We start from the raw sequence: 23,109 nt of genomic DNA on the forward strand, positions 1-23,109 counted from the left end.
CTCTTATCGTGATTTTCGCACTGTGAAATATGACTTATGACTTTTTTGACACTAAATTTATCATCAATTTGGCGAGGGTATATATCTACTCGTTAAGCGGAGATTTTAGCGAGCATAGTATTTAGCCGGGTGATCAAAATGTTTACAAATTACTTGACCAGTGGGATGTATTTATGACAAATTAAAATGCAAATGATAACGATTACTATTTGTAGTAGATATTTAACGTGAAGCTTAAACCCATCATACCTTGCCTGATATTGCTCAATACCAGCGCACACGCCCAGTCTTTGTCTGGAAACAAAATCGAAAATGCACCCTTAGAAAGAATGGTTGTTACCGGTACGCGTACAGAGCTAGCTCAGTCACAGAGCCCAGTGTCTATAGACGTGATCACCGGCGCTCAATTGCAGCAAGTGAGTCATGGCACGTTAGCCAGTGCATTGAACTTCATTCCTGGCGTGGTTACAAAGCGCAATGAAAAAGACGGTTACACCGTTCAAATGCAAGGGTTTGATGGCGATCACGTATTAGTCCTATTGGATAGCCAGCCGCTTATCTCGCCCACTGGTTCATCAGTAGATTTAGATCAAATCAGTGTTTTGAACATTGAGCGAATCGAGGTGTTGCGGGGGGCTGCATCTGTGCTGTATGGCAGTTCGGCCATGGGCGGTGTGATCAATGTTATCACTCGCAAGCAAACCCAAAACAGTGGGAAATTTCGTTACCAAGCAAGCAGTTATACCCAGAACGCAATCGATTCTGGTGATGTGGCGGGCTTGTATCAGCTAGACATTAATCACAATATTAGGGGCTGGCAGGGAAGTGTTAGCGCACAAAAAATTGATGATCCAGGCTTTGATTACGATGAAAATACCTTTGCGCAAAGTGCCCCTAGTACAGATAAGTCGTTTGTTAATCTAAGCCTAGCCAGAGACGTCGATGATCTTCACTTAGCGTTAAAAACACGCTATTTCAGTGATGAGAAAACAAAGCTGCGCTACGCCATTCCAGGCCAATCAGGTGATATTAGCTACCTGTCAGACGTCGAACAATGGCAACACGACGTGAGCCTAAGCAAAAGCCAAGTCTGGAAAATTAACGGTCGCTACCTACAGCACGATGAAACCAGTGGCGATTCGAATGGTTTACGGGATGCCCAAATTACGTTGGCAGAAATAGACAGCCAATACCAATGGCAATTGGCTGGAACTGCGCTTGTTTCAGGCTTGATACTCCATCGAGATGAGCTGTATCAAGTTAAGCAAGGCACTAGCCCAAGTGTACCGGGCACAGTTGAAGTGGACGATCAAAGCCGTGATAGTGTTGAAGGATACACTCAGGCCAGTTGGTTGTACGGGGAACATGAATTAGTCGCCGGAGTGCGCGTACAAAATGACAGTGATTTTGGCGTGCACTCGGCAGCACGCGTAAATGGTTTGTTCGCGCTTAACGAAGATAAGAAGGGTATGTGGCAATTGCGGGTGGGGGCTGGGCAGAGTTACCGTGTGCCGACTCTGAAAGAGCGCTTTTATGTCTTCGACCACAGTAACTTAGGCTATATGGTGTTAGGAAATGAGGATCTCGACCCAGAGACTGCATTAAGCGGCAACATTGAGCTTAGTTACCATGGTAGTAGTGCGCGCTTGTTCGGTGCAAACAATACGTCGAGTGCCTATCCTCGTTTATCTTTACGGGCGAATATTCATTACGCTAAAGCTAAGGACTTCATTAACACGGTGACCGATGTCGAAGCATCTGCACAAACTGGGTTGCTTATTTCTCGCTATGAAAATGTCGACCGAACCTATATGAAAGGGGGGGATCTGTCGCTCAAACTTAGCTGGCAAAAAGTAGATTATCAACTGAGCTACAGTTACTTGCATGCCACAGACGGAGACGATAACGACTTAGCAGATCGCCCTACACATCAAATTAAGTCCAATGTGAATTTGCAACTACCCTATGACATCAATGCGTTGGCTTATGTCGTGTACGAAGCGGGGGAACACCCTAGCAGTACACAAACTGGCGTGGCTAAAGACACTTGGCTCAGCGTTAATCTGAGCGTGAATCAACGTATTAACCAGCAATGGCAGTGGAATGCTGGCATCGACAACCTCTTTGACGAACACCAAGACAGTGACGCTATCGCCCAAGGCTTACTCGATGTTAGGCCGCTTTCTAGCCAGCGAGTTTTTGTCGGCGTTAGTTATCAATTCTATTAAAACACACTTAACAAAAGGAAAAATCCATGAAAATCAGTTATCTCGCTAGTTTGAGTGCCGTTATGCTACTGACGGCTTGTGGTGGTTCAAGCTCGAGCAGCGACAGTGTTGAGCCGTCTCCTACTGAGCCAACCACGCCAGTAGTAGAGGAGGGCACAATAGTAGGACCGTTCAGCACGGGTACTACGTCAGAGCCAATGCGTGTGTATTTTGATTTAGACACGGGCGCTGCGCTTGAATTAACTGATGAAGAAGCGGCTGAAAATAGCGTATGGGATATCGCATTTCAGCGCACCAAAGTGTATTTAAATACTCACAGCGAAAACAGCGTTGGGGCCTTTTTCACTGATGTAAATAGCGATTTTTATGATGCAACAGGCGCTGTGGTCGTCGATAGCTTTTTGAATGCTGATGCAGACTCTGAATTAGATGATTATCTCGCCGTCAGCGCGACGGACATTCCCGAGGAGACAAGTTTTGTTGGTGACAGCGAAGAAAGTGTGATTGGAGATAAGTTCTATGATTACGACCTGACAACTCACGTGGTGACTGCCAACGACGACCGCTATTTTATTGTTGACTCAGATGAGGCTTACACTAAATTTCGCGTCACGGATTTAGCCACACAGGGACGAACCCTATCGTCAATTACCTTTGGGGTAGCCATACAAGACACCCTAGCGGGTGATACTGAGTTTGGAGCAGAATCTGCCCTGACCATCAACACTGCTGATTGTACTGATGACATCTACATTGATTTTGGATTAGGCGCAGTGATGTCAGCCACAGATGCTTGGGATATCACGTTGGCGTGCACAACCGTGGATGACATTTCGGGAGCTGAATTTGATATACACATCGCCGAAGATGCAACCGCCTTGGTCGATGAGGACAACAGCTATACAGCTATCGACAGTGAAGCAGTGCAGTTTTATGGCTTTACCCCAGATATTACACAGGAATTGGCATTCGATGCGAACCCTTGGTATCAGTACAACCTAAATGGTGGACATTTATTGTGGTCGCAATACGGTGTGTATTTAATTAAAAATAATAACACCACCTATAAGATGCAAATTACCAGTTACTACGATGATGCTGGTACCTCGGGTCATTACAGCTTCCGTTTTGACGCACTAGCCAGCGAATAATTCGTTTATATCAACTTTTTTCGTTTGGTTAAACGCCGCTGATTTCGCAGGCTCATAGGGCTAAATCAGCGGTGTTAACGGCGGAAACAGGTTACATTTTGACTGTTTATTGGAACAACCATGTACAAGTACCTTAGTTTTATTCTGTTTCTCACTTCGGCGCTGTTGCAGGCTCCGGTTCATGCTGACAATGCAGCAGGTATACCTAGCAAAGAAACGACTCAAAAGATGCGAATTATTGCCTCCGGTGGCAGTATTACTGAAGTCATTTATGCCTTGGGTAAAGCGCAAAATATCGTGGCAACAGACAGCACAAGTATGTTTCCTAAGGCAGCCGCTGCTTTGCCTAAGCTCGGTTATTTTCGTCAGCTTAGCACGGAAGGCGTTCTTCGCTTTCAACCTACCCATTTATTAGGTGCACAGGCTACGGGCCCTGACACATTGGCAGGGCAGCTTGCGGCTGCAGGAGTTGAAGTGCATATCTTCGATGAGCAGCGGGATTTACACGGTTTACAACATATGATCAGCGAAATAGGGCGGTTGCTCAACGCCAAAGATGAAGCCCGTACATTGAATACTCATATTGGCCAACAAGTGACTGAGCTTAAATCCGAAGCACAGGCGCGAGCTCAAAATCAGCAGCCAATTAGCGCCCTGTTTGTGATGTCTGATAGTGACAGAGGGCTAACTGTTGCGGGGGGAAATACTGTTCCTCAAGCGTTATTTGATGACGCAGGCTTAGTCAATGTGGCGCGCAATTTACCCGATTATAAAGTCATGGATAACGAGTCTATTTTAGCGGCCAACCCAGATATTATTTTTGTTGCTAGCCACCGGGCTAAAGAGCCTAATGCCTTAGCTCGTTTGTGCCAGCATCCTGCCCTTAAAGCGACTAATGCAGGGCGCAACTGCGTAATCAGCACGATGGAAAGCAGCAGTGCGCTGGGGTTGTCACCGCGTTACCCAGACGCGCTGAAACGGATCATTCAGCAAACCGCTACTTTTTATGCACCTGAACTTGCCCATGCAAAATAAGGCCGCTGTCGTAAATTTGCAGCTTAGCTTGAGTGCTAGGCGCCAAAAACACCTGCGCGGATTTATATTCGGTTCAATAGTGGCGGGCTTGCTTCTTCTTTTAGGGATGCAATCTGGCAGTTTTGAACAGTCAACAGGCATATTACTTGATGTGATATCCCACAAGTTTCAGCAGCAAGGGCTTTCACAAGAGCAGTATTTACAGTGGTACGTTTTTTCTGAATTACGCGCACCGCGTATGGTCATGGCTATGTGTGTGGGTGCACTACTGGCAATGTCTGGTTGTGCCATGCAAGGCTTAGTGCGAAACCCGTTGGCAGATCCCGGTCTAATCGGTATTTCAGGAGGGGCTGCTGCTGCCGCTGCTACCGCGTTGGCAGTGATCAATCATTTTCCTGAGCTCGAAGTCTCTGGGCAGTACTTGATTGCCCTTAGTGCCTTTATGGGGGCTTTGTTAGCTGTGTGGATTGTGTTAATCGTCGCTCGTACGCCAGCGGGTATGGCAATTTCTTCGTTGATCTTGGCAGGCGTTGCGGTGAATGCCTTAGCTGGTACACACATTGGTGCCATTAGTTACATGGCAAACGATGATGCCTTAAGACAAATAACCTATTGGACCATGGGCAGCTTAGGCGGGGTGACTTGGTCAAAAGTGTTGTTTGTAGGTGCTTTAAGTGTACCGATTGTTGGCCTGTACATGCATTTACGACAGCCCCTTAATCTGTTTGCATTGGGTGAGAATGAAGCCCAGTGTATGGGGCTTGAGGTGAATAAATATAAACGACTTATTCTTTGGTTGGTGGCGTTCTCTGTCGCACTAGCCACGGCGCTGTGCGGGATTATCGGTTTTGTAGGTTTGGTCGTTCCGCATATGGCACGCAGTATTTTTAGCGCGGACCACAAATACTTAATGCCAGCGTGTGGTTTGCTAGGAGCTATATTGATGTTAGCCGCTGATACGGCCTCGCGCGCTTTATTTCCTCCACTGGAAATTCCCATTGGCATTGTAACCTCTGCTGTGGGGGCCCCATTCTTTTTGTATCTGCTTGCTAAGCAAAAATCAGCAGGCGTAAATGGGTAACTGACATGCTTGAACTTGAAAAAATCGCGTTATATCACGAAACCAAACCGTTACTTGAAGGGCTAGACATTCACCTGAAAAGTGGCGATTTTGCCACCGTGATAGGTGAAAATGGCTGTGGAAAATCCACTTTGTTACGTTGTATTGCCGGTTTGCACACCCGCTACAGCGGCCGAGTAGCGTTTAACAAGCTGGAAATAAGCGACTGGAATACCAAGTTATTGGCAACGCAGCGGGCCTTTGTTAATCAACATAATCAAGTGCAGTTCGCTTTTTTAACTGAAGAGGTATTGCAACTTGGGCGCATGAACCAAAAGGAAACACAGGTACAAAGTACGCAACTGATCTGCCAAGTGGCGGAGCAACTTAGTATTGGCCATTTGTTTGGACGAGATGTACGAACCTTGTCAGGGGGAGAGCGTCAGCGTGTGTTTATTGCCAAAGCACTTGTACAGCTATTACCTAATGCCAATCAACCTGAGCAAGCCCATGACTTTGAAGGAAAGCTCTTGTTGCTTGATGAACCTACGTCTGCGCTAGATTTTCGTTTTCAAAAAGCCATGATGGAAGTCATCAAAGGTTTCTGTCAACAAGGGTTAAGCGTGATGTGTGTAAGTCATGATATGAACTTGGTGTTGCCTTACGCTAATCAGGTGATTCTGTTAGCTAACGGGCGTTGCCTTGCGCAGGGGCAGGTAAGTGATGTGATCAATGAACAAAATTTGCAGCAGTGCTTTGGGGTAAAACCGACCTTAATTCCACAAGCCAACAGTGTGCCTTTTATTACCCACTGATGGTGTCAACCTATTGAATAAAGGAAGAAAAAATGAAAATAGATGAATATATATTCGATGCTAAAACGCTTGTGCGTCAGCAACACAGTGGTGTACTAAGTACCCATTCACAGTCTGTTGCTGGTTATCCCTTTGGCTCTGTGGTGCCTTATTACATGACCCCAGAAGGTAATTTAGTGACCTATATTAGCCAAATAGCCCAACATACACGCAACATCAAGGGTAACCCTAAGGTTTCGATGACAATATTTGATACCCTGCAAGATGACTCCCAAGCGAATGGTCGAGTGACCTTTTTGGGTGATGCTGTGCGAGTAGAGGATGCGCATTTAGCGGAGCAGTACTTGGCGTTATTTCCTAGGGCGAAAGACTATAGAGCAACCCACGACTTCTCTTTTTACCAAATAAAACCAGAACGCATTCGTTATATAGGCGGTTTTGGCAAAATTTTTTGGATCAACAAAGAGCATTGGCAATCTAACATTGAAGGCGTTGATTGGCAGAGTGTTAGCAATGGGATCATCGAGCACATGAATCAAGATCATCAAGATGCGATGGCATTAATAGTCGAGGACCAATTCGGTATTCAGGCCAAGAAGCTGACCATGTTGTCTGCATTTTATGAAGGGGCGCATATACAGGCAGATGAAAAGGTAGTCTATTTTCCCTTTGAAAAGCCTTGTTTGAATGCACAAACTATTCGTGAACAATTAGTTGCGGCAACCCATACCGCAAGAGCAAACCTGTCGCCGGCGGCAGTGAACGAATAAAACGCACTCGCTGTAGGTTTGATTTTATATGCACCTGCATGTGTATTTATATGTTTGCACTTATATAAAATAACTTGATAGCGCGCGGTATGTTTTGACGATCCTTGCGCCAAGCGTGTATTCACACAATACGGCCAAATGTATTTAGTGCATTTGGCCGTATAGTCTTACTTATCAAATAAGCTTTTCTCTTTTGCACGGCGCTGAACAAGGTGAGCATTTACTTTACCCGCAGCTTTGCGCCAAACACTGAATTGCTCGCTAGCGCCAGCGTAATCCCCTTTATTAAGCAAACGCAATAAGGTGGATTTGTACAAGTTACCCATGCCGATGTTGTAACCTAAGCAAACTAACGCGCTAAATTGATTGTTGTTAACAGGCACTTTTACCATCTTGCCCATTTGTTCTTCTATTTTTAGTAAATCGTTTTTAAGGAGTACTTCTGCTTGAGGGGCATTAATTTCCATGCCTTGCTTGACTCCAGCTTTGTGGCCATATCCGATTAACCAATGGCCTGCTGGTCCACGATACGCTGTTAGGCGCACGCCCTCTGACTGTTTAATAATGTCGATGCAAGCTTGGTTAGTGGCTCCTTGCGCTGATGACGTGAGAGGCGGTGCATCACTAGGTAGATCAGAGCTAGTTTTCTGAGTTGCACAACCACTAAGTAAGACCGCGGCTGAAAATATTAGGCGATACAGTAAATGGATTTTCATAAATGTCCTTATTTAATAATACTAGCGCTGAATATAGGTTCCCTGCATTCGCTGCTCGCTAGCGATTGGTATTATTTGCCTATTAAGTAAAACCGCTCGTTATTATTTTGCAAGTTTTCTGTTTTCAGTCACAAAATGCTTGCCTTATTTAGTGTTAAACTGACCTCGGCAGATGAATAAAGATGACATCAAAACGCCTGAAATAACAATTTAAAAAATCACTGCTGGACACCGGAAATGATTTACATATTAATTATTAATACCTTGCTGGTGGCTGCTACGGTCATGCTGCATTATGAATTCTTACATCGCATAATGTGTTTTCTACCTCGCATGCGAATTAGGCATAGTTACCGTATTGTTTTTGGTGTGTTCGGTGCACTACTGGCTCATATTTGCGAAATTTGGATTTTTGCCATTGCCTACTATGTTATGCATAAACTTGAGGGGTGGGGCACGCTTATTGGTAATTTTGAAGGCTCATTAATGGACTGTGCTTACTTTTCCTTTACTGTGTATAGCACGGTTGGCTTTGGCGACATTGAGCCGTTAGGGGCCTTGCGTTATTTAACCGGCATTGAATCGTTAACTGGGTTGGTACTGATAACATGGACGGCTTCATTTTTATATTTCGAGATGCAGCGTCATTGGCATACCACTGATGGCTTAGGTAATGACTTTCGTGACGAATAAAGGATGAAATTTATGCGGTTGATTCCCTATATTTTGATTGGTTTGTTTAACGTATTTGTTTGCACAAAGAGTGTTGCGCATACCTTGGTGTTCAATCACTGGTTACTGATCGATAATTTTGAAGCCACAGACAGTGTTGCCTCGTGGATAAAAGCGGATACCAAAAATGACACCAAGCCCTTTGTTGCCAATCCGCAAGTCACACAGCGCCTTACTGAAACTCGCAATGGCAGCAGCAATGCTTACTTGCTAAAAAAGCCTGCACAAGCAGGAATAGTAGGCAATCGCAAAGCACTGACTTTTAAAGCGCTACCGCAAATCGTTGAAGTGGGTGAAACTTACACTTTTTATACGCGGATTAATGTGGCTGCTTTTCCTAATAATCATGCCTTTGGTTTAAGCAATATGGGGCCAGAGGACATCAAAAAACACGATTACAATGCCTTTGAAGCGACTCTTAGGGTTACAGATAAACGCGAGTCTAGCGGTCTTAAAAATAGCGGTGCACTTATGGTCAAGGTGCCCGATGGCTACGCCAATGTGAAACATAATCTTAAGGGGAATGAACGAGACGCTAAACCACTTGAGCCAGGCCAGTGGTATCAAATCTGGTATGTGGTTAACAACGCCACTAAAGAGCAGGGCGGACAGACCTATGATGTGTATTTGCAGGGCGGCAGTGAGTTTCCCGAACAGACATTAGTGTATAAAAACGCGTCATTTCGCATGCAACGGGAGTGGCCACTCACTCACTTTTTAATGAATTGTAATACCGGCCCATTCGATAAACCTTACGGTAATGGCGGGCTTAAATATGATGATATTTACATGACAAAAGGAATTGAGTTATCAACACCGAGTTAAGAGAATAGTGTGTAGGTTAATTGCAGTGCTCACACAGTATCAGATTTTCCAATTCAATAGATTGAACAGTCAAGACAGTCTGTTAAGAGCATAAATCGGAAGTACGCTCGCTATAAATTGAGTAGGCGCTTTCGATGCCAAAGCGGCCATAGTGTTAGTCCCCCATCGATATAAAAGACTTAAAGGACTGACTACGCCATTTGCACCCTGCTGAAGAACATGAGTATATATTTGCGTTGTTTTTACATCAGAATGGCTCAGTTGGGCCTGAACCGTTCGGATATCTGCGCCAGATTGTAGTAAATGGGTAGCAAATGAGTGCCTCAAAGTATGAGGCGTGATTGGTTTAGTTAACCCCGCCACCAATACAGCTTGTTTGACCGCTTTGCGAATGCAAGTAGGATGAAAATGATGCCTTCTTATCTCACCAGTTTCTGGATCTGCGCTGAGTTTATGAGAGGGAAACAAGAACTGCCACGGGAGCGACTTATTCGCTGAAGGGTAGTTTTTAGCTAGCGCATGAGGCATCCAAACACCGGCGTATTGCTCATTCTGAATATCAAGTCTCAGGTATTCATCAACCTGCGCTATTTGATTTCTAAGTAATGGAATAAGCTCCGTTGCCAAAGTAACGACTCGGTGTTTTTTACCTTTACCATTGTAGACCCTTAAACACTTATAATCGAAGTCGATATCCTGCACGCGAAGTTGCACAGCCTCCATGCTTCTTAGGCCGCTGCCATACATCAAGCCAGCAATAAGATAGTAACGTTTATTCAATCTTGACATAAGCCGTTTCACTTCATCCTGCGTCATAACAATGGGCAGTTTGGGTTGACGTTTACTTCTGGCAAAATTCAAATTAAGAGACAGTTCATTCTTGATAATATGCTTATAAAGAAACGATAGTGAATTTAATGCAGTAGCTTGAGTGCGCGGTGACACATTGGCATTCAGCGCCAAATGTTCAAGGTATTGTTCCACTTCATTATCTCCCATTGATGAAGGATGACGTTTTCCGTGAAAGTGAATAAATGTAGAGATCCACTTCAAATAAGTAGAGACAGTCCTTGGAGAATACTGTCTTAGCAACATGAACTCAGTAATGTGATTTAGGAAGGGAGACTTTGTTTTCATGATCTTTACTTTGCATGTATAAATATACAGTTATAGCAGCCTTTCCCCCATATTCAAGCAAACGACCCAATCGCGCGTTTGCGTCCTAAAATTGACTAGCTTTATTTACATGCAGCCTTCGCCTGCGGTGACTTTCATAAACTTGATAATCATGGCAGTATGGATAAAAACGAGCGCAAGCTCGGTAGAAAAACGCGCAAGTTGCGCCTTATTAAATTGTTATGAGTCATAGGCTAATATGAGAAAGCTCAGGAAATTAGGGACGTCCCATAAGGCACGTAGAGCTTTATCTCGCCACCAAGACAAGAAACTTCGGAAGGATTTATCCCCCTATCAAGCATTAATGCGTCGCGGCAATATGCTGTGGGCGGCATTATTTTTTGGTTCCTATACAATCGCTGCACTAGTCGGCTACATTACTAATACGGCTGTACCATTTTTGAAAGGTAATATACAGCCAGAGAAAGCCCCGTGGTTTTTCCTGGGGTTTTTGATCATTACCTTAGTTACATTTCCTATAGGGCTTCGCGATTACAAAGAGGCAACGAGTGAAAACAACTCATAACAAGCAGCTCAAATACGCAGGCTTCGCCTGCCGGACACTCGCAAGCTCGCGCCGTTTAGCTGGGCGTTATATGCCTATGGGACTCATGTGACTACTATCTATTTTATAGTTGGTTTTACTTGTCTACACTTGGTCTTAGCATTTGTTAATGCTATTGGTATCAGAGGAGCGTTTTTTAAACAACAAAGCTCCATGAACCTTTGCTTAATAATTAATTGGCTAATCCCTATCGTCGGACCAACCATTACATACTTTATTGTTAGAAGTTCTTTTTCTAACACGTCGCCCGGCACACCCGTTGCAGATCAATCCGGAAGTAACGGACTATACACGGGGGCTGAAGGACGAAGCGATGATTGATTTTTATGCCCATTGGTTTGGCTATTTTGAAACGGCATATAACAACCCAATCAACACACTCACTTCGTTCGCTGGGACGCATACACGCGGGGCGGCTTCGCCATTATGCCCCACATGTATGCGCCCATTATTGAAAAGTTATGTTCTCCAAATGGATTTAGTGGATTGAATAAAAGCAGAAAATTTAAACTTTGGTTATTAGCTTTGGTCGTCTGTATCGTTGGCTTTCAGATTTCTGCGCCAAGCATCATTTTTTATGCAAACCCGTTTTATATCGGCAGCTTCGTTTGCGCTATAGCAGTATTGATAAATACGCTGAATTACTTCTGTCCACAATGTAAAAGAAACCAGGTTGTGGATTCGTTGAGGCGGTTTAAGCTACCCAATGATACATGCCGTAATTGTGGTTATGCCTTTGGTAAAAATGGTGTTTAGTAACTTCGGTGGCTTAGAACATAACAAGCGCATTAACACTCGCTGCGCTCGCTGGGGACAAAAACACGTGGGCACCCGGCGCTTCGCCTGATATTGTAGCCCACGTGTTTTTGCCCGTTATGCGGGTGTTAGCTGCAAGAATGAAAGCATACTTTATTTGGTTGTTTTAATTGTATCTTTTGGACCATCCGCGATTTTATTAACCCTTGGGGTTATATTTAGTCCCGCTTGGATCTACGGCATATTCCAAAGTCAAATGGCTACCTTGGTTCCATTTCTATTGGTGGTAGCTGGTCTTTTAGGCTTTTGGGGGATGCTTGGACTTAACAATCTAACGCTTTATCCGCATAAAACAGATACTCCACCTAAACGCTTAATTGTTTATCTATCTTTAGGCTGTATAGCTTCATTAACTGCAACTGTTTTTGCAACATATATGGATTGGCTTCTGGCTATTGCTATGTTTCTACCAATTCCAGTAACTGCTTGTCTTACATATCGCAATAGAGCATATTTTCATAAGCAAGTTTGCAGCTAACAAACAACTGTTGGCGCTCACTGCGTTCGCTGGGACACAAACACATGGGCTGCTTCGCATTATAGCCCACATGTCCGCGCCTCTTATTTAAAAGTTATGCACTCAGAAAATTACGCTGGTATTTCGTAACCCTCAAGGTTACACTTAAGTCATGATTAAGAGTTTTATACATAAAGGCCTTCAGAAGTTTTACGCTAAAGGAACCACATCAGGAATTCAGAAAAAGCACGAAAAAAAGCTTCGTCTTATTCTGTCGAATCTCGATCAAGCCGAAACACCTGATGACATGGATTTACCCGGCCTTTATATGCACAAACTCAAAGGTAACAGAAATGATATTTGGTCTGTCCGGGTAAGTGGAAACTGGAGGGTTACATACTGCTTTGTTGGACGAGATGTTGAAATCGTTAATTACGAGGATTATCACTAATGAATATGCATAACCCTGCGCATCCCGGTGAGATACTCAAAGATCTTGTTATTGATGCTCTAGAACTGACTATTACTGATGTAGCGCAACATTTAGATGTGAGCCGTAAAACATTATCGAAAGTTCTTAATGGCAATGGGGCTATTACCCCAGAGATGGCTCTTCGTCTTGAACTAGTTTTCGGTAAGCCTTCTGCGGCCCATTGGCTTCGTTTGCAAAATGCTTTTGATTTGTGGCAAACAAGACAATATCAAAGCTCTTTACATGTCTCACCGTATAATATGACTATGGTATAAAATGCGCATAACAAAAAATCAAGTCCGCCCGCTGCGCGGGCTGGGACGCAAACATGCGGGCTGACTCGCTACGCTCAGACTTTAGCCCACATGTCCGCGCCCCTTATATAGAAGTTAGTAGCCATATGAAAATGGAGACAGCAGTGGAAATAGATGAAGATAAAATCGATGAAGCGGCACTTGCTCTGTTTTACCTTACTCTGCATGACAAGTTTGGTAGGGCCTGGAAACAAATAGATTGGAGTATCACCGATCGGCTTTATGAAAAAGGTTATATTCACGACCCTGTCGGCAAATCAAAGTCTGTTGTTTTAACTGAAGAAGGTCTCGCAAAATCAGAAGAGCTCTTCAAAAAGTTATTCGTCAAAAGTGAGTGAGCACTGTGCGTAACTCTAAACTGTTACTCTAGGATGTATTAGCGTGGCAACTACAAGCCAATCAACGCGCTCACTTAGTTCGCTGGGACACAAACAGTCAGGCGGCTTCGCCATTATAGCCTGCCTGTGCACCATATTTAAGTGTTAGATATCACGAGGACGTTTTAGCATTTATGATCCAAACTCTTGAAATTAAATTGCTTGAAGGAATTTATTTTGATCAACCATGGTCGTGTACCTTAGAAATTCCAATTGATCACAGCTTGGAGGAGTTGCATCTCGCCATTCAGCATGCAGTCGATTTTGAAAATGATCACCTTTATGAATTTATAGTCGGCAATAGCCCTAGATCTCGCTCCTCAACCAATTTTGACTGTCAGAGCGACGAAATCTACGAAACCAGTGTTGAGAAATTATTGGAAGGCTCCAAAGGAAAGAAGGTTTTTTACTATTTTGACTTCGGTGATAGTTGGTTATTTCAACTCAAAAAAAGTAGAAAAAAGCCTGTTGAGGAAAATCCGGATACTTTTTACCCTAGAGTTGTCAGTGAAAACGGTAAAAAACCAATTCAATATCCTGACTGGGATGAGATGTAGAGTGCCATCATACAAGCGCATTAACACTCGCTGGGGACAAAAACACGTGGGCTCCCAGCGCTTCGCTTAATATTATGCCCTACGTGCATGCGGCCCTTATTTAAAAGTTAGCTGCCACGGTGCAGTAATGTACAACTTCCTGTACATGTTCTCATTTCCGATCTAAACTTGTTCCATATAATGTACAAGTGAGGTGCGAAATGAGAATAGTCACTTTTACCGAAGCACGAAATGGTCTAAAAGCCGTTTTGGACAATGTAATCAACGATGCAGATACTACAGTAATCACTCGCCGTGATTCTGAAGATGCTGTTGTAATGTCATTAGATTACTACAACAGCCTTATGGAAACCGTTCATCTACTTCGTTCTCCAGCGAATGCTGAACACTTAAATCGTTCAATTGCACAGTTTAAAGCGGCAAAAACGACCCAGCGAGAACTTATTGGTGAGTAACAGGTTATTATCATGGACTGATGAAGCTTGGAGTAGTTACGTCTATTGGCAGACTCAAGACAAGAAAACCTTAAAACGTATCAATAAGTTAATTTCCGATGTTAAGCGTTCTCCATTTGATGGAATTGGCAAGCCGGAACCTCTTAAAGAACATCTTTCAGGTTTCTGGTCCCGCAGAATAGATGACACCAACCGTTTGGTATATGCCGTGGATGATACCGCAATTACGGTTATCTCGTGTCGTTACCATTACTAGTAGGTGGCGGTAAGCCGCTCGCCGGCTCGCAGGGACAAATACACGTGGGCCGCTTCGCCATTATGCCCTACGTGCATGCGTCCCTTATTTAAAAGTCATTGACAGATCGCTAACCCACCACAGTGAGCACTCGATTAAAAATTCATGACCGTCGGGAAATGGCACATAGCCGCCTTTTTAATTTGGTTCAGCTCTCTCTTGGCGACATGAAACTTCGGATTCCTTTTCTTTCCACCTCAGCCTTTTATTGACTTCTCGTATGTTTATAACGTGTGGCATAAATACTAATCCGAGGCTCTGCCGCCTACAGCGACATATTACGCCCACGTGATTCAGTTAAATTCAGTGTATTCAGTTCAATTCATTTAATTCCCTATGTGATTCACTTTGCTTCACTTAAGTGCTAGGTGTGTTTCTTAGGCAATTTATTCTGTGTCATTGTGTTAATTCTTCGTTGGTCAATTTTAGAGGCAGCAAAACCCTATTTCACCTTGTGAATAAACACACACGGTCACGCGCGTTGTATAGCGGAACCACTCTATCGAACATGTAAAGGAAAGATCATGGATACTAGAAACGTTACGTACAACCAGCGAGAGCCTGATGTTCACCACGAACATTCAGCCGGCTCTTTTTCTAAGCGTTCTATACAGCATTATTGGTTAATGCTATGCAGCTTACTCTTATTGTGCACTGGAGCGAGTCAAGTTCAGGCGGCAGATTTGGTTAACGGCGGCTCAGTATCTGGCGCTATCTCGGTAGCAGGGGAAGAAGATACTTGGACGTTTAACGCTACAGCGGGTGAGCGGATTAATATTCAAATAGTGGATGTGGACGAAACTGACTTTTTCCCATTCATGACTCTTTATGCACCTGATGGCACACGCGTAACTTCGGCAAGTAATTATACAGTGGCAAACATTTATAATATTGAAGCCTCTGAAACGGGTACCTATTCTCTAGTCGTTCAAGACGGCACCTCTCGGCAGGATAATACAGGCGCTTATGGACTTCATTTTGCTAAGTCTATCGGTGCCAATGAAAACGGCACGCTGAATAATGGCGGCTCAGTGAGCGGCGATATTAGTCTAGGAGATTTAGATACTTGGACGTTCGAGGCAACGGAAGGTGAAAGACTGAACATTCAAATAGTGGATGTGGACGAAACTGACTTTTTCCCATTCATGACACTTTATGCACCAGATGGAACCCGTGTAGGGGGTGCGAGTAATTACACGGTGGCTAACTTATACAATATTGCGGCCACACAGACAGGAACGTACATCTTGCTAGTGCAAGACGGTACAAGTCGACGTGAACAGGTGGGTAATTATGAAGTGCACTTTGCTAAGTCCATTGGCGCTAACGAAAACGGCACGCTGAATAATGGCGGCTCAGTGGGCGGCGATATTAGCCTAGGAGATTTAGATACTTGGACGTTTGAGGCAACGGAAGGTGAAAGACTGAATATTCAAATAGTGGATGTGGACGAAACCGACTTTTTCCCATTCATGACACTTTATGCACCAGATGGAACCCGTGTAGGGGGTGCGAGTAATTACACGGTGGCTAACTTATACAATATTGCGGCCACACAGACAGGAACGTACATCTTGCTAGTGCAAGACGGTACAAGTCGACGTGAACAGGTGGGTAATTATGAAGTGCACTTTGCGAAGTCCATTGGCGCGAATGAAAACGGCTCGTTGATTAACGGCGGCGCAGTGAGCGGCGATATTAGCCTAGGGGATTTAGATACTTGGACGTTCGAGGCAACGGAAGGTGAAAGACTGAACATTCAAATAGTGGATGTGGACGAAACTGACTTTTTCCCATTCATGACACTTTATGCACCAGATGGAACCCGTGTAGGGGGTGCGAGTAATTACACGGTGGCTAACTTATACAATATTGCGGCCACACAGACAGGAACGTACATCTTGCTAGTGCAAGACGGTACAAGTCGACGTGAACAGGTGGGTAATTATGAAGTGCACTTTGCGAAGTCCATTGGCGCTAACGAAAACGGCACGCTGAATAATGGCGGCTCAGTGGGCGGCGATATTAGCCTAGGAGATTTAGATACTTGGACGTTTGAGGCAACGGAAGGTGAAAGACTGAATATTCAAATAGTGGATGTGGACGAAACCGACTTTTTCCCATTCATGACACTTTATACACCAGATGGAACCCGTGTAGGGAGTGCGAGTAATTACACGGTGGCTAACTTATACAATATTGCGGCTACACAGACAGGAACGTACATCTTGCTTGTGCAAGACGGTACAAGTCGACGTGAACAGGTGGGTAATTATGAAGTGCACTTTGCGAAGTCCATTGGCGCTAACGAAAACGGCACGCTGAATAATGGCGGCTCAGTGGGCGGCGATATTAGCCTAGGGGATTTAGATACCTGGACATTTGAGGCGGTTGCCGGTGAACGTTTGCATATTCAGCTTTCGGATATCTTACGCAATACATATTTCCCATTCATGACACTTTATGCACCGGACGGTAGTAGAGTCAGCAGCGCCAGCAACTATTCTGTTGCTAACTTGAGAAATATTTTAGCTGCACAAACTGGAACTTACACACTGCTAGTGCAGGATGGCACAAGTCGACGCGACCAAATAAGCGATTATGAAATTCACTTCGCTAAGTCTCTCGGTGCTAATGAGCACGGGAAGTTGAGTGGTGCTGGTACTTATTTTGAAACGATTACTCAAGGTGACATTGATACATTTACCTTTGATGGAGTGGTGGGTGATGAAGTGACCTTGGTCATGCGTGAGATTGACACCGTAAACTTATACCCCTTTATGACGGTGCATAACCCCGATGGAAGTTACCTCACTAGTGCAGCCGATTATTCCAATGCTGGACTCTATGATTTAAGTCTACCAATGAATGGCACCTATACACTTGTGCTAAGTGATGGGACATCAGGCAAAGATCAGATTGGCGACTACGTCCTCGAATATAATCTGCCCACCGCTGCTCCTGATCCGCAAAAACCGATAGCGACTGCGTCTTCTGCGCCAACGCTATTTAAAGATCAAGTTATTCAACTCAACGGTTCAGGCTCTTTCGATCCAGATGAAGCACCTGAGGCGCTTACGTATAGTTGGGTATTGGTTTCGGCGCCTGATAATAGCACCGTGACTCAAGCAGATATTGTTGAGCCAGAGAGCGCGAATGCCAGTGTGCAACCTGATGTGTATGGTGAGTACCGTTTCGAGCTCATAGTCAGTGATGGTTTACTCAGTGACAGTGCGATTGTTACCGTGACGGTTATCAATCGAGCCCCTATCGCCCATGCCGGGAACGATCAAAACACCGAGTTAAATGAGCTTACCCAACTCGATGGCAGTGCATCAAGTGATGCTGACGGTGATTTACTGACTTACGCTTGGTCTGTGGCGTCAGTGCCCTCTGGCAGTGCAGTGACTGAACTACAAGGCAGTACGAGTGTTAATCCAAGCTTTACCCCTGATGTGGCGGGTGACTATGTGTTTACTCTTGTGGTGAGTGATGCTGAAGATAGCAGTACTAGCGATTCCGTGGTGGTACGCGTCGCTGAAGCAAATGTAGCACCGCAAGCCGACGTGCAGGTAAGCGGTGAAATGCTAACCGGTACGCAAGTTGCCCTTGATGGTAGTGCAAGTGTTGACAATGACAACGGCCCACAGGCACTCACTTACGACTGGCAGGTGATAAGTGCGCCAGCGGGCAGTGATATTAGTACGGCAAGTCTTGTTAGCCAAGGAACAGCCACCACAAGTTTTACAGCGGATGTAGCAGGTAGCTATCGCATACAATTGTCAGTGTCGGATGGCGAGCTGATGGATTCTGTGACAGTGGTTGTGGTTGTTAACGAAATCGAGATAAACCAGCCGCCCGTAGCGGACGCAGGAAATGATCAGCAATTTGAGTTAGGTGGTAGCGTTGAGGTGAATGCCTCAGCTAGCTTTGATCCAGACGAAGGCCCCGAACCCTTGACCTTTGAATGGGTGTTTGTGTCAGTGCCTCAAGGTAGCTTGCTGGATAGCACAAGCATTGAAACCACGCCGACGGGAGCAGCGATGTTTGTGCCAGATGTTACAGGCACTTATACGCTCATGGTCAACGTTAGTGATGGTGAGCTAACCGACTCAGACTCCGTCATGGTGACCGTCAGTGAAAACCAAATACCCGTTGCTGATGCGGGGAGTGACCAAACTGTTGATGCAGGCGAGGGAGTAGTGCTGGATGGCTCACAAAGTTTTGACCCTGATTCAGGCCCTCAAGCACTCAGCTATTTATGGGAAATCGCGACACGCCCACAGAACAGTGTGGCCACTATTGTCAATCAAAACAATGTTCTTGCCTTTATCGAACCGGATTTGGCAGGGTTGTATACATTGAGGTTGGTGGTGAGTGATGGGCAAGCAACAGACGAGGATGAAGTGCTTATTGATGTCATCGCGCAAGTCGAACCTAAGATGTGTGATCTGGATGGCAACGACTTTATAGATAGCTTGGATATTCGCGCTATTGCTAGGCGCCGTAATGCCACAGCTAGTGAGAATGATGTTGCCGATTGGGATCAAAATGGCGTGATTAATGTGCTAGACGCGAGGGGATGTTCACTTTCTTGTGACTTACCGCGTTGCGCTACACAACCCGAGTAATACCAGCGAGATAAGCACAAGGATGTGCTGCTTTATCTCATACGGTTAGGGGCATACTGATAACCACAAACCTAAAAATACTGCTAACTCAATAAACAAATAAGGAATATTTATGTTAATTATAAACAACTTAGCGCAAACGCTCACCAAGATTACTTTAGGCGCCACTTTGCTTTTAGGGTTAACGCAAACAGCAAATGCATTGCCTATTTTATCGTTTAATAATGCGCAAAGTAGTGTGAGTGAAACCGCCAACATTGGCGATACGGTTACCTTTGAGCTTTGGTTTTCTGGGTTAGAAACTGAGGATGTGGGTGGGGTTGAGTTCTTGCTTGGTTTTAATAATGTTGTCAGCACTCTCAATTCGGCAATGGGTAATGCGTCACTAACTGAATTTGATATTTTCGATGTCTTCGAAAACGTCAATTATATCGATGTGTACGCCACTTCGTTTGTAGCAGATTTATCCGCTCAAGCTGATGAGTTTATGCTTGCAACGTTCACGTTTATCGCGAGCAATGTGGGCGTCAGTCATCTTAATTTTAGTAACCTTATCGTGTCTGACGCGAATGCGATTGCACTGGATATCAACGTGTTTGATGCGCAAATTACAGTGGTTGACGACTCAAGCAATGTGCCAGTGCCAACACCTGCATCTTGGGGGATCTTTTTGTTGGGGATGTTAGCGTTAGCGTGCAGATACAAAGGGGATAAACCCACCTGATATGTGGCATGTTCAAGAAAATAGCCTCGCTGAATTAACGCTAAGTCGCTATTTGCAACACCACTATGCTATCGGTTGTTAAGGCACTATTTAAGCATGTGATCGGGTCGCGACTCTTTTGAGTAATTACATATTATTTGAGGTTAGAGGCTTAAAGTCCGGTGATGCGGCAAACCCAGGGCAAATTGCGCTGAGTTTATTGCGGTATTCGCTGGCTTTACGTTTGTCGCCTAAATGTAACCAACTCAAAGCAAGCTGATGCAGAGACACAGGATCGGCCGCGTTGCTCAGACTTTGTGCTTGTTCTTTTAGTGACGCTAACAACTGGGTGCTTTGTAACTCTGGTGAAAGCTCTGTTACTAAAATATACATAGCCAAACGAGATGCTTTTTGCATTACGTTTGCTTCACCTTGGCTAACCTCACGATCCAGCTCAGCCATGGCATTACGATAAGCTTGTAACGCTTTTTGCGTATGGCCTTGGGTGCGGTACACGTCTGCAACATTTGACCACAATTGGTATAACCCAGGGCCCCCTTCTTGGGTGATACGTTTAATTTGCGGCTCAAAAATATCCAGTGCTTGTTGGTTCTCTCCCAGATAGAAGTGCAGAACTGCAATATTGGACAACAATACCGCGTGCTCTGGTTTAAGGGTTAATGCTTGCTGATAATGTGTCTTTGCGTTTTGTAAATCACCAACACAAAATTCTAACGCCCCAAGATTGTTCAGTGTTTGATAGTTAACAGACAACTCAGCTGCTTGGGTGAAATAATCAATAGCGCCGATTTGATCCCCCTTAAAGTAGTGGGCTCTACCTTGGGTATAGGGGATTTTCCAGTTATTTGGTTCAAGCTCAGCGGCGTATTCAAGCCCTGCTAAAATACGCGTATAAAGTTCAGGATCACGGTTTTTAAGAAATATACGCATTTGGCTTTCAGCCATCTTTTGTAACGCAGTTGTATTGTTTGGGTCTGCGCGTAGCGTATTTGCAAAATGCTCGTTAGCGACTTCATAATCCCCTTTCACTCTGGCTAGGTTGCCAAGGGCGTTTTGAATGAAAACGGAATCTGCTTCAACTTCTAAGCCCATTTGGCAATGTCGGTTCGCTTCATCAAGGTAATGCTTGTCACTGGTTTCTAAATTTTGCTCGACCAGTGCTGCACACATGCCGGCATAACCGTGCACTAAATCAGGCGCACTGCTTATCACACGCTGAAAGTCAGCCATGGCACGTAAAATAACTTGCTCGGTGCGCTCTCCTGCAAAATTTTGCATGCCGTGTAGAAAGCGTTGCAAGCTATACCAGTCAGCAATATTAGCGATAGGGCGCTTTGTTAGCAGGGTGTTTAGACCATTTTTAAGTTGTGACTCAATGTACTGTTCAGAAGAAGACTTGTTGAACACCCCTGACCATACTTGCTGCATATTTTCATCCCGAGATAAAAATAGACGAACGGCAATGTAACGGCCGATTTCAAGCAATTCGCCACTGATCACCAGATCCGCTTTTTTGCTACGCAATAACTCTTGCGGACTCTGCACACTGGCGTGAAGCACCGAGCTGCCAACAATCAATTGAGTCGGGCCAGCCAGCAACTGCTCAATACTACGGGTAATGTCACTGCCTCTGGGACCTTTAATGGGCAAAACAGCAACCACCTTGTTATCAAAATCGACAATACCTGCCAACGAATTGCTCACCTCTTTTGGGTCTTCGCTAGGCCAAAACCGATCGACAATTAACACAGTGAGTAAGACCACCAGGGTGACGAGCAACAGAGGCATACGTTTGTTTTTCTGTCTTTGACGCTCAGCGTATGCAGTTTGGTGGATATCAGACTTGATGTTAGGGGGATCTTGAAGACGTATATCTGACGAGTGACTATCCGCTGCGGGTAGCGGGCTTTCAATATCTTCCTTCGCCAACTCGTGAACTTGGTTATCCGGCTGCGATATATGCAAACGTTCATTGTCTTCTTTGGCCTTTTCAGGCTCAGTGTTAACGAGTGCTTGATTATCAATAGTGGAAGTACTGTCATGAGTATCAGTAGTATGGGGGGAAACATCGACTTCACCAGAGTTTAAATAGAGCACCCAAGCTTCTACATTTAGCGCGTTTGCTACTCGTTCGATGCTCAAGGGATCAACAGGATCTCCACGAAATACTCTGCTAACAAGAGAGCGAGGTGCTTTTTCTAAACCTTCAAGGCTTTGTATTTTATCAACTACTTCTGCCTGAGACTTAAAGCCTGCAGCTAATTGCGCACTACGCAGTTTTTGTTTAGACGCTCGAATTCCTCGAGAGCGAGCTTTATTATAAGAGGTCTCTGTGGATTGTCCTTTTGTCACAGTTGCCATCCATTTTGTTAATGTTTTTTTAGGGATATAACAAAGCCATTATTAAACTAATAGGCGTGAAAGTTAATTGATTTTTGAGTATTTTTTGATCAGTTATTAAGCTTGATGATAGCGAGTTGAGGACGTCCGTAAATACCACATCGTGTTTTTCTCTTACTTTGGTGGATTATCCATTGCCAAATATCAAACAAGCGAACCTATAAAACTGCTTTCACTTCAATATGTTGTGTCTTTTGCTAAAGTAAACAAAATTTGTTTGCCGAGAGGGCTAAATGAGCGCTTACTTAATCATTCAAGCAACAGTTCATGATTGGCAGAAGTTTGCTAAATACACCGAAGTTGTGCCGCCTTTGGTTGAAAAATTTGGTGGCCATTACATAGCGATGGGGCAGCCTGAGTTAATTGAAGGTCAAGACGCACCAAAAAGTGTGGTGATTTCCCAATGGCCAGATTGTCAGGCGGCGCATAATTTTTGGCAATCACCCGAATATGTACAAGCCCAGAAGTACCGAGAAGGTACAGGTCAATTTAGTGTTTTGCTGATTGACGGTTTATCACAAACAACATTGGAGTAACT

Annotated in this window: 21 protein-coding genes; 18 read left to right on the plus strand and 3 right to left on the minus strand. The window is 44.5% G+C overall.

Annotated features, from left to right (window positions below; all coding sequences use genetic code 11):
- The first annotated feature begins 227 nt into the window (after window positions 1-227).
- The 6 genes from FX988_RS20285 to FX988_RS20310 all read left to right on the plus strand — a co-directional run bounded on the left by FX988_RS20285 (window position 228) and on the right by FX988_RS20310 (window position 7,059).
- Entirely contained in the window at window positions 228-2,228 is a 2,001-nt protein-coding gene (locus tag FX988_RS20285; RefSeq protein WP_160181878.1) for a TonB-dependent receptor plug domain-containing protein, read from the plus strand.
- 26 nt (window positions 2,229-2,254) lie between these two features.
- Complete coding sequence (locus FX988_RS20290) at window positions 2,255-3,379, plus strand: HmuY family protein (protein ID WP_160181879.1); 1,125 nt, start codon at window positions 2,255-2,257, stop codon at window positions 3,377-3,379.
- Window positions 3,380-3,499: 120 nt separating this feature from the next.
- On the plus strand, window positions 3,500-4,414 hold the full coding sequence (locus FX988_RS20295) for a heme/hemin ABC transporter substrate-binding protein (protein WP_160181880.1): 915 nt from the start codon (window positions 3,500-3,502) through the stop codon (window positions 4,412-4,414).
- Window positions 4,404-5,495 carry a FecCD family ABC transporter permease gene (locus tag FX988_RS20300; protein ID WP_160181881.1) on the plus strand — a complete coding sequence of 364 codons (1,092 nt, stop codon included), beginning with the start codon at window positions 4,404-4,406 and terminating at the stop codon, window positions 5,493-5,495. The genes FX988_RS20295 and FX988_RS20300 overlap by 11 nt, the downstream gene beginning before the upstream one ends.
- Before the next feature lie 5 nt (window positions 5,496-5,500).
- Window positions 5,501-6,289, plus strand: coding sequence for an ABC transporter ATP-binding protein (locus FX988_RS20305; protein ID WP_160181882.1), 789 nt, complete (start codon window positions 5,501-5,503; stop codon window positions 6,287-6,289).
- A 32-nt stretch (window positions 6,290-6,321) separates the two neighbouring features.
- Window positions 6,322-7,059, plus strand: a complete 738-nt coding sequence (locus tag FX988_RS20310) for a HugZ family protein (protein ID WP_160181883.1) — start codon at window positions 6,322-6,324, stop codon at window positions 7,057-7,059.
- A gap of 167 nt (window positions 7,060-7,226) precedes the next feature.
- Here the strand turns inward: FX988_RS20310 and FX988_RS20315 are convergent, their stop codons facing one another.
- A complete protein-coding gene (locus tag FX988_RS20315) occupies window positions 7,227-7,775 on the minus strand; it encodes a lysozyme (RefSeq protein WP_160181884.1) in 549 nt (182 codons plus the stop codon).
- Between the two features lie 237 nt (window positions 7,776-8,012).
- Between FX988_RS20315 and FX988_RS20320 the strand changes: the two genes are divergently transcribed.
- The gene (locus FX988_RS20320) at window positions 8,013-8,468 is read left to right on the plus strand and encodes a potassium channel family protein (RefSeq protein WP_201751611.1); all 456 of its coding nucleotides are present in this window, start codon (window positions 8,013-8,015) and stop codon (window positions 8,466-8,468) included.
- A 12-nt stretch (window positions 8,469-8,480) separates the two neighbouring features.
- Window positions 8,481-9,332 (plus strand): hypothetical protein, encoded by an 852-nt coding sequence (locus FX988_RS20325; RefSeq protein ID WP_160181885.1) that lies wholly within the window; start codon window positions 8,481-8,483, stop codon window positions 9,330-9,332.
- A gap of 69 nt (window positions 9,333-9,401) precedes the next feature.
- Here the strand turns inward: FX988_RS20325 and FX988_RS20330 are convergent, their stop codons facing one another.
- On the minus strand, window positions 9,402-10,469 hold the full coding sequence (locus tag FX988_RS20330) for an integron integrase (protein WP_160181886.1): 1,068 nt from the start codon (window positions 10,467-10,469) through the stop codon (window positions 9,402-9,404).
- 1,517 nt (window positions 10,470-11,986) lie between these two features.
- On the opposite strand from FX988_RS20330, the gene FX988_RS20335 reads away from it, so the two are divergent.
- The 9 genes from FX988_RS20335 (at window position 11,987) to FX988_RS20375 (ending at window position 20,171) form a co-directional block, all read left to right on the plus strand.
- A complete protein-coding gene (locus FX988_RS20335) occupies window positions 11,987-12,367 on the plus strand; it encodes a hypothetical protein (RefSeq protein ID WP_254700672.1) in 381 nt (126 codons plus the stop codon).
- Window positions 12,368-12,518: 151 nt separating this feature from the next.
- Window positions 12,519-12,797, plus strand: a complete 279-nt coding sequence (locus FX988_RS20340; RefSeq protein WP_160181887.1) for a type II toxin-antitoxin system RelE/ParE family toxin — start codon at window positions 12,519-12,521, stop codon at window positions 12,795-12,797.
- Window positions 12,797-13,093, plus strand: coding sequence for a HigA family addiction module antitoxin (locus tag FX988_RS20345; RefSeq protein ID WP_160181888.1), 297 nt, complete (start codon window positions 12,797-12,799; stop codon window positions 13,091-13,093). The genes FX988_RS20340 and FX988_RS20345 overlap by 1 nt, the downstream gene beginning before the upstream one ends.
- A gap of 143 nt (window positions 13,094-13,236) precedes the next feature.
- Window positions 13,237-13,470, plus strand: a complete 234-nt coding sequence (locus tag FX988_RS20350; protein ID WP_044056436.1) for a DUF6429 family protein — start codon at window positions 13,237-13,239, stop codon at window positions 13,468-13,470.
- Window positions 13,471-13,643: 173 nt separating this feature from the next.
- Complete coding sequence (locus FX988_RS20355; protein ID WP_160181889.1) at window positions 13,644-14,066, plus strand: plasmid pRiA4b ORF-3 family protein; 423 nt, start codon at window positions 13,644-13,646, stop codon at window positions 14,064-14,066.
- Window positions 14,067-14,266: 200 nt separating this feature from the next.
- Window positions 14,267-14,521, plus strand: a complete 255-nt coding sequence (locus FX988_RS20360; RefSeq protein WP_160181890.1) for a type II toxin-antitoxin system Phd/YefM family antitoxin — start codon at window positions 14,267-14,269, stop codon at window positions 14,519-14,521.
- The gene (locus tag FX988_RS20365) at window positions 14,514-14,777 is read left to right on the plus strand and encodes a Txe/YoeB family addiction module toxin (protein WP_160181891.1); all 264 of its coding nucleotides are present in this window, start codon (window positions 14,514-14,516) and stop codon (window positions 14,775-14,777) included. The genes FX988_RS20360 and FX988_RS20365 overlap by 8 nt, the downstream gene beginning before the upstream one ends.
- 563 nt (window positions 14,778-15,340) lie before the next feature.
- Window positions 15,341-19,447: a PKD domain-containing protein gene (locus FX988_RS20370; protein WP_160181892.1), complete on the plus strand. Its 4,107-nt coding sequence runs from the start codon at window positions 15,341-15,343 to the stop codon at window positions 19,445-19,447.
- 112 nt (window positions 19,448-19,559) lie between these two features.
- Window positions 19,560-20,171 (plus strand): PEP-CTERM sorting domain-containing protein, encoded by a 612-nt coding sequence (locus tag FX988_RS20375; protein ID WP_160181893.1) that lies wholly within the window; start codon window positions 19,560-19,562, stop codon window positions 20,169-20,171.
- Between the two features lie 126 nt (window positions 20,172-20,297).
- On the opposite strand, the gene FX988_RS20380 is transcribed toward FX988_RS20375, so the two are convergent.
- Window positions 20,298-22,523, minus strand: a complete 2,226-nt coding sequence (locus FX988_RS20380; RefSeq protein WP_160181894.1) for a tetratricopeptide repeat protein — start codon at window positions 22,521-22,523, stop codon at window positions 20,298-20,300.
- A 281-nt stretch (window positions 22,524-22,804) separates the two neighbouring features.
- Here FX988_RS20380 and FX988_RS20385 point away from each other — a divergent pair, with 281 nt between their 5' ends.
- The gene (locus tag FX988_RS20385; protein ID WP_160181895.1) at window positions 22,805-23,107 is read left to right on the plus strand and encodes a DUF1330 domain-containing protein; all 303 of its coding nucleotides are present in this window, start codon (window positions 22,805-22,807) and stop codon (window positions 23,105-23,107) included.
- The last annotated feature ends 2 nt before the right edge of the window (window positions 23,108-23,109 follow it).

Origin of the sequence: Paraglaciecola mesophila (genome assembly GCF_009906955.1) — a bacterium.
In the GTDB taxonomy this organism is placed as follows: domain Bacteria; phylum Pseudomonadota; class Gammaproteobacteria; order Enterobacterales; family Alteromonadaceae; genus Paraglaciecola; species Paraglaciecola mesophila_A.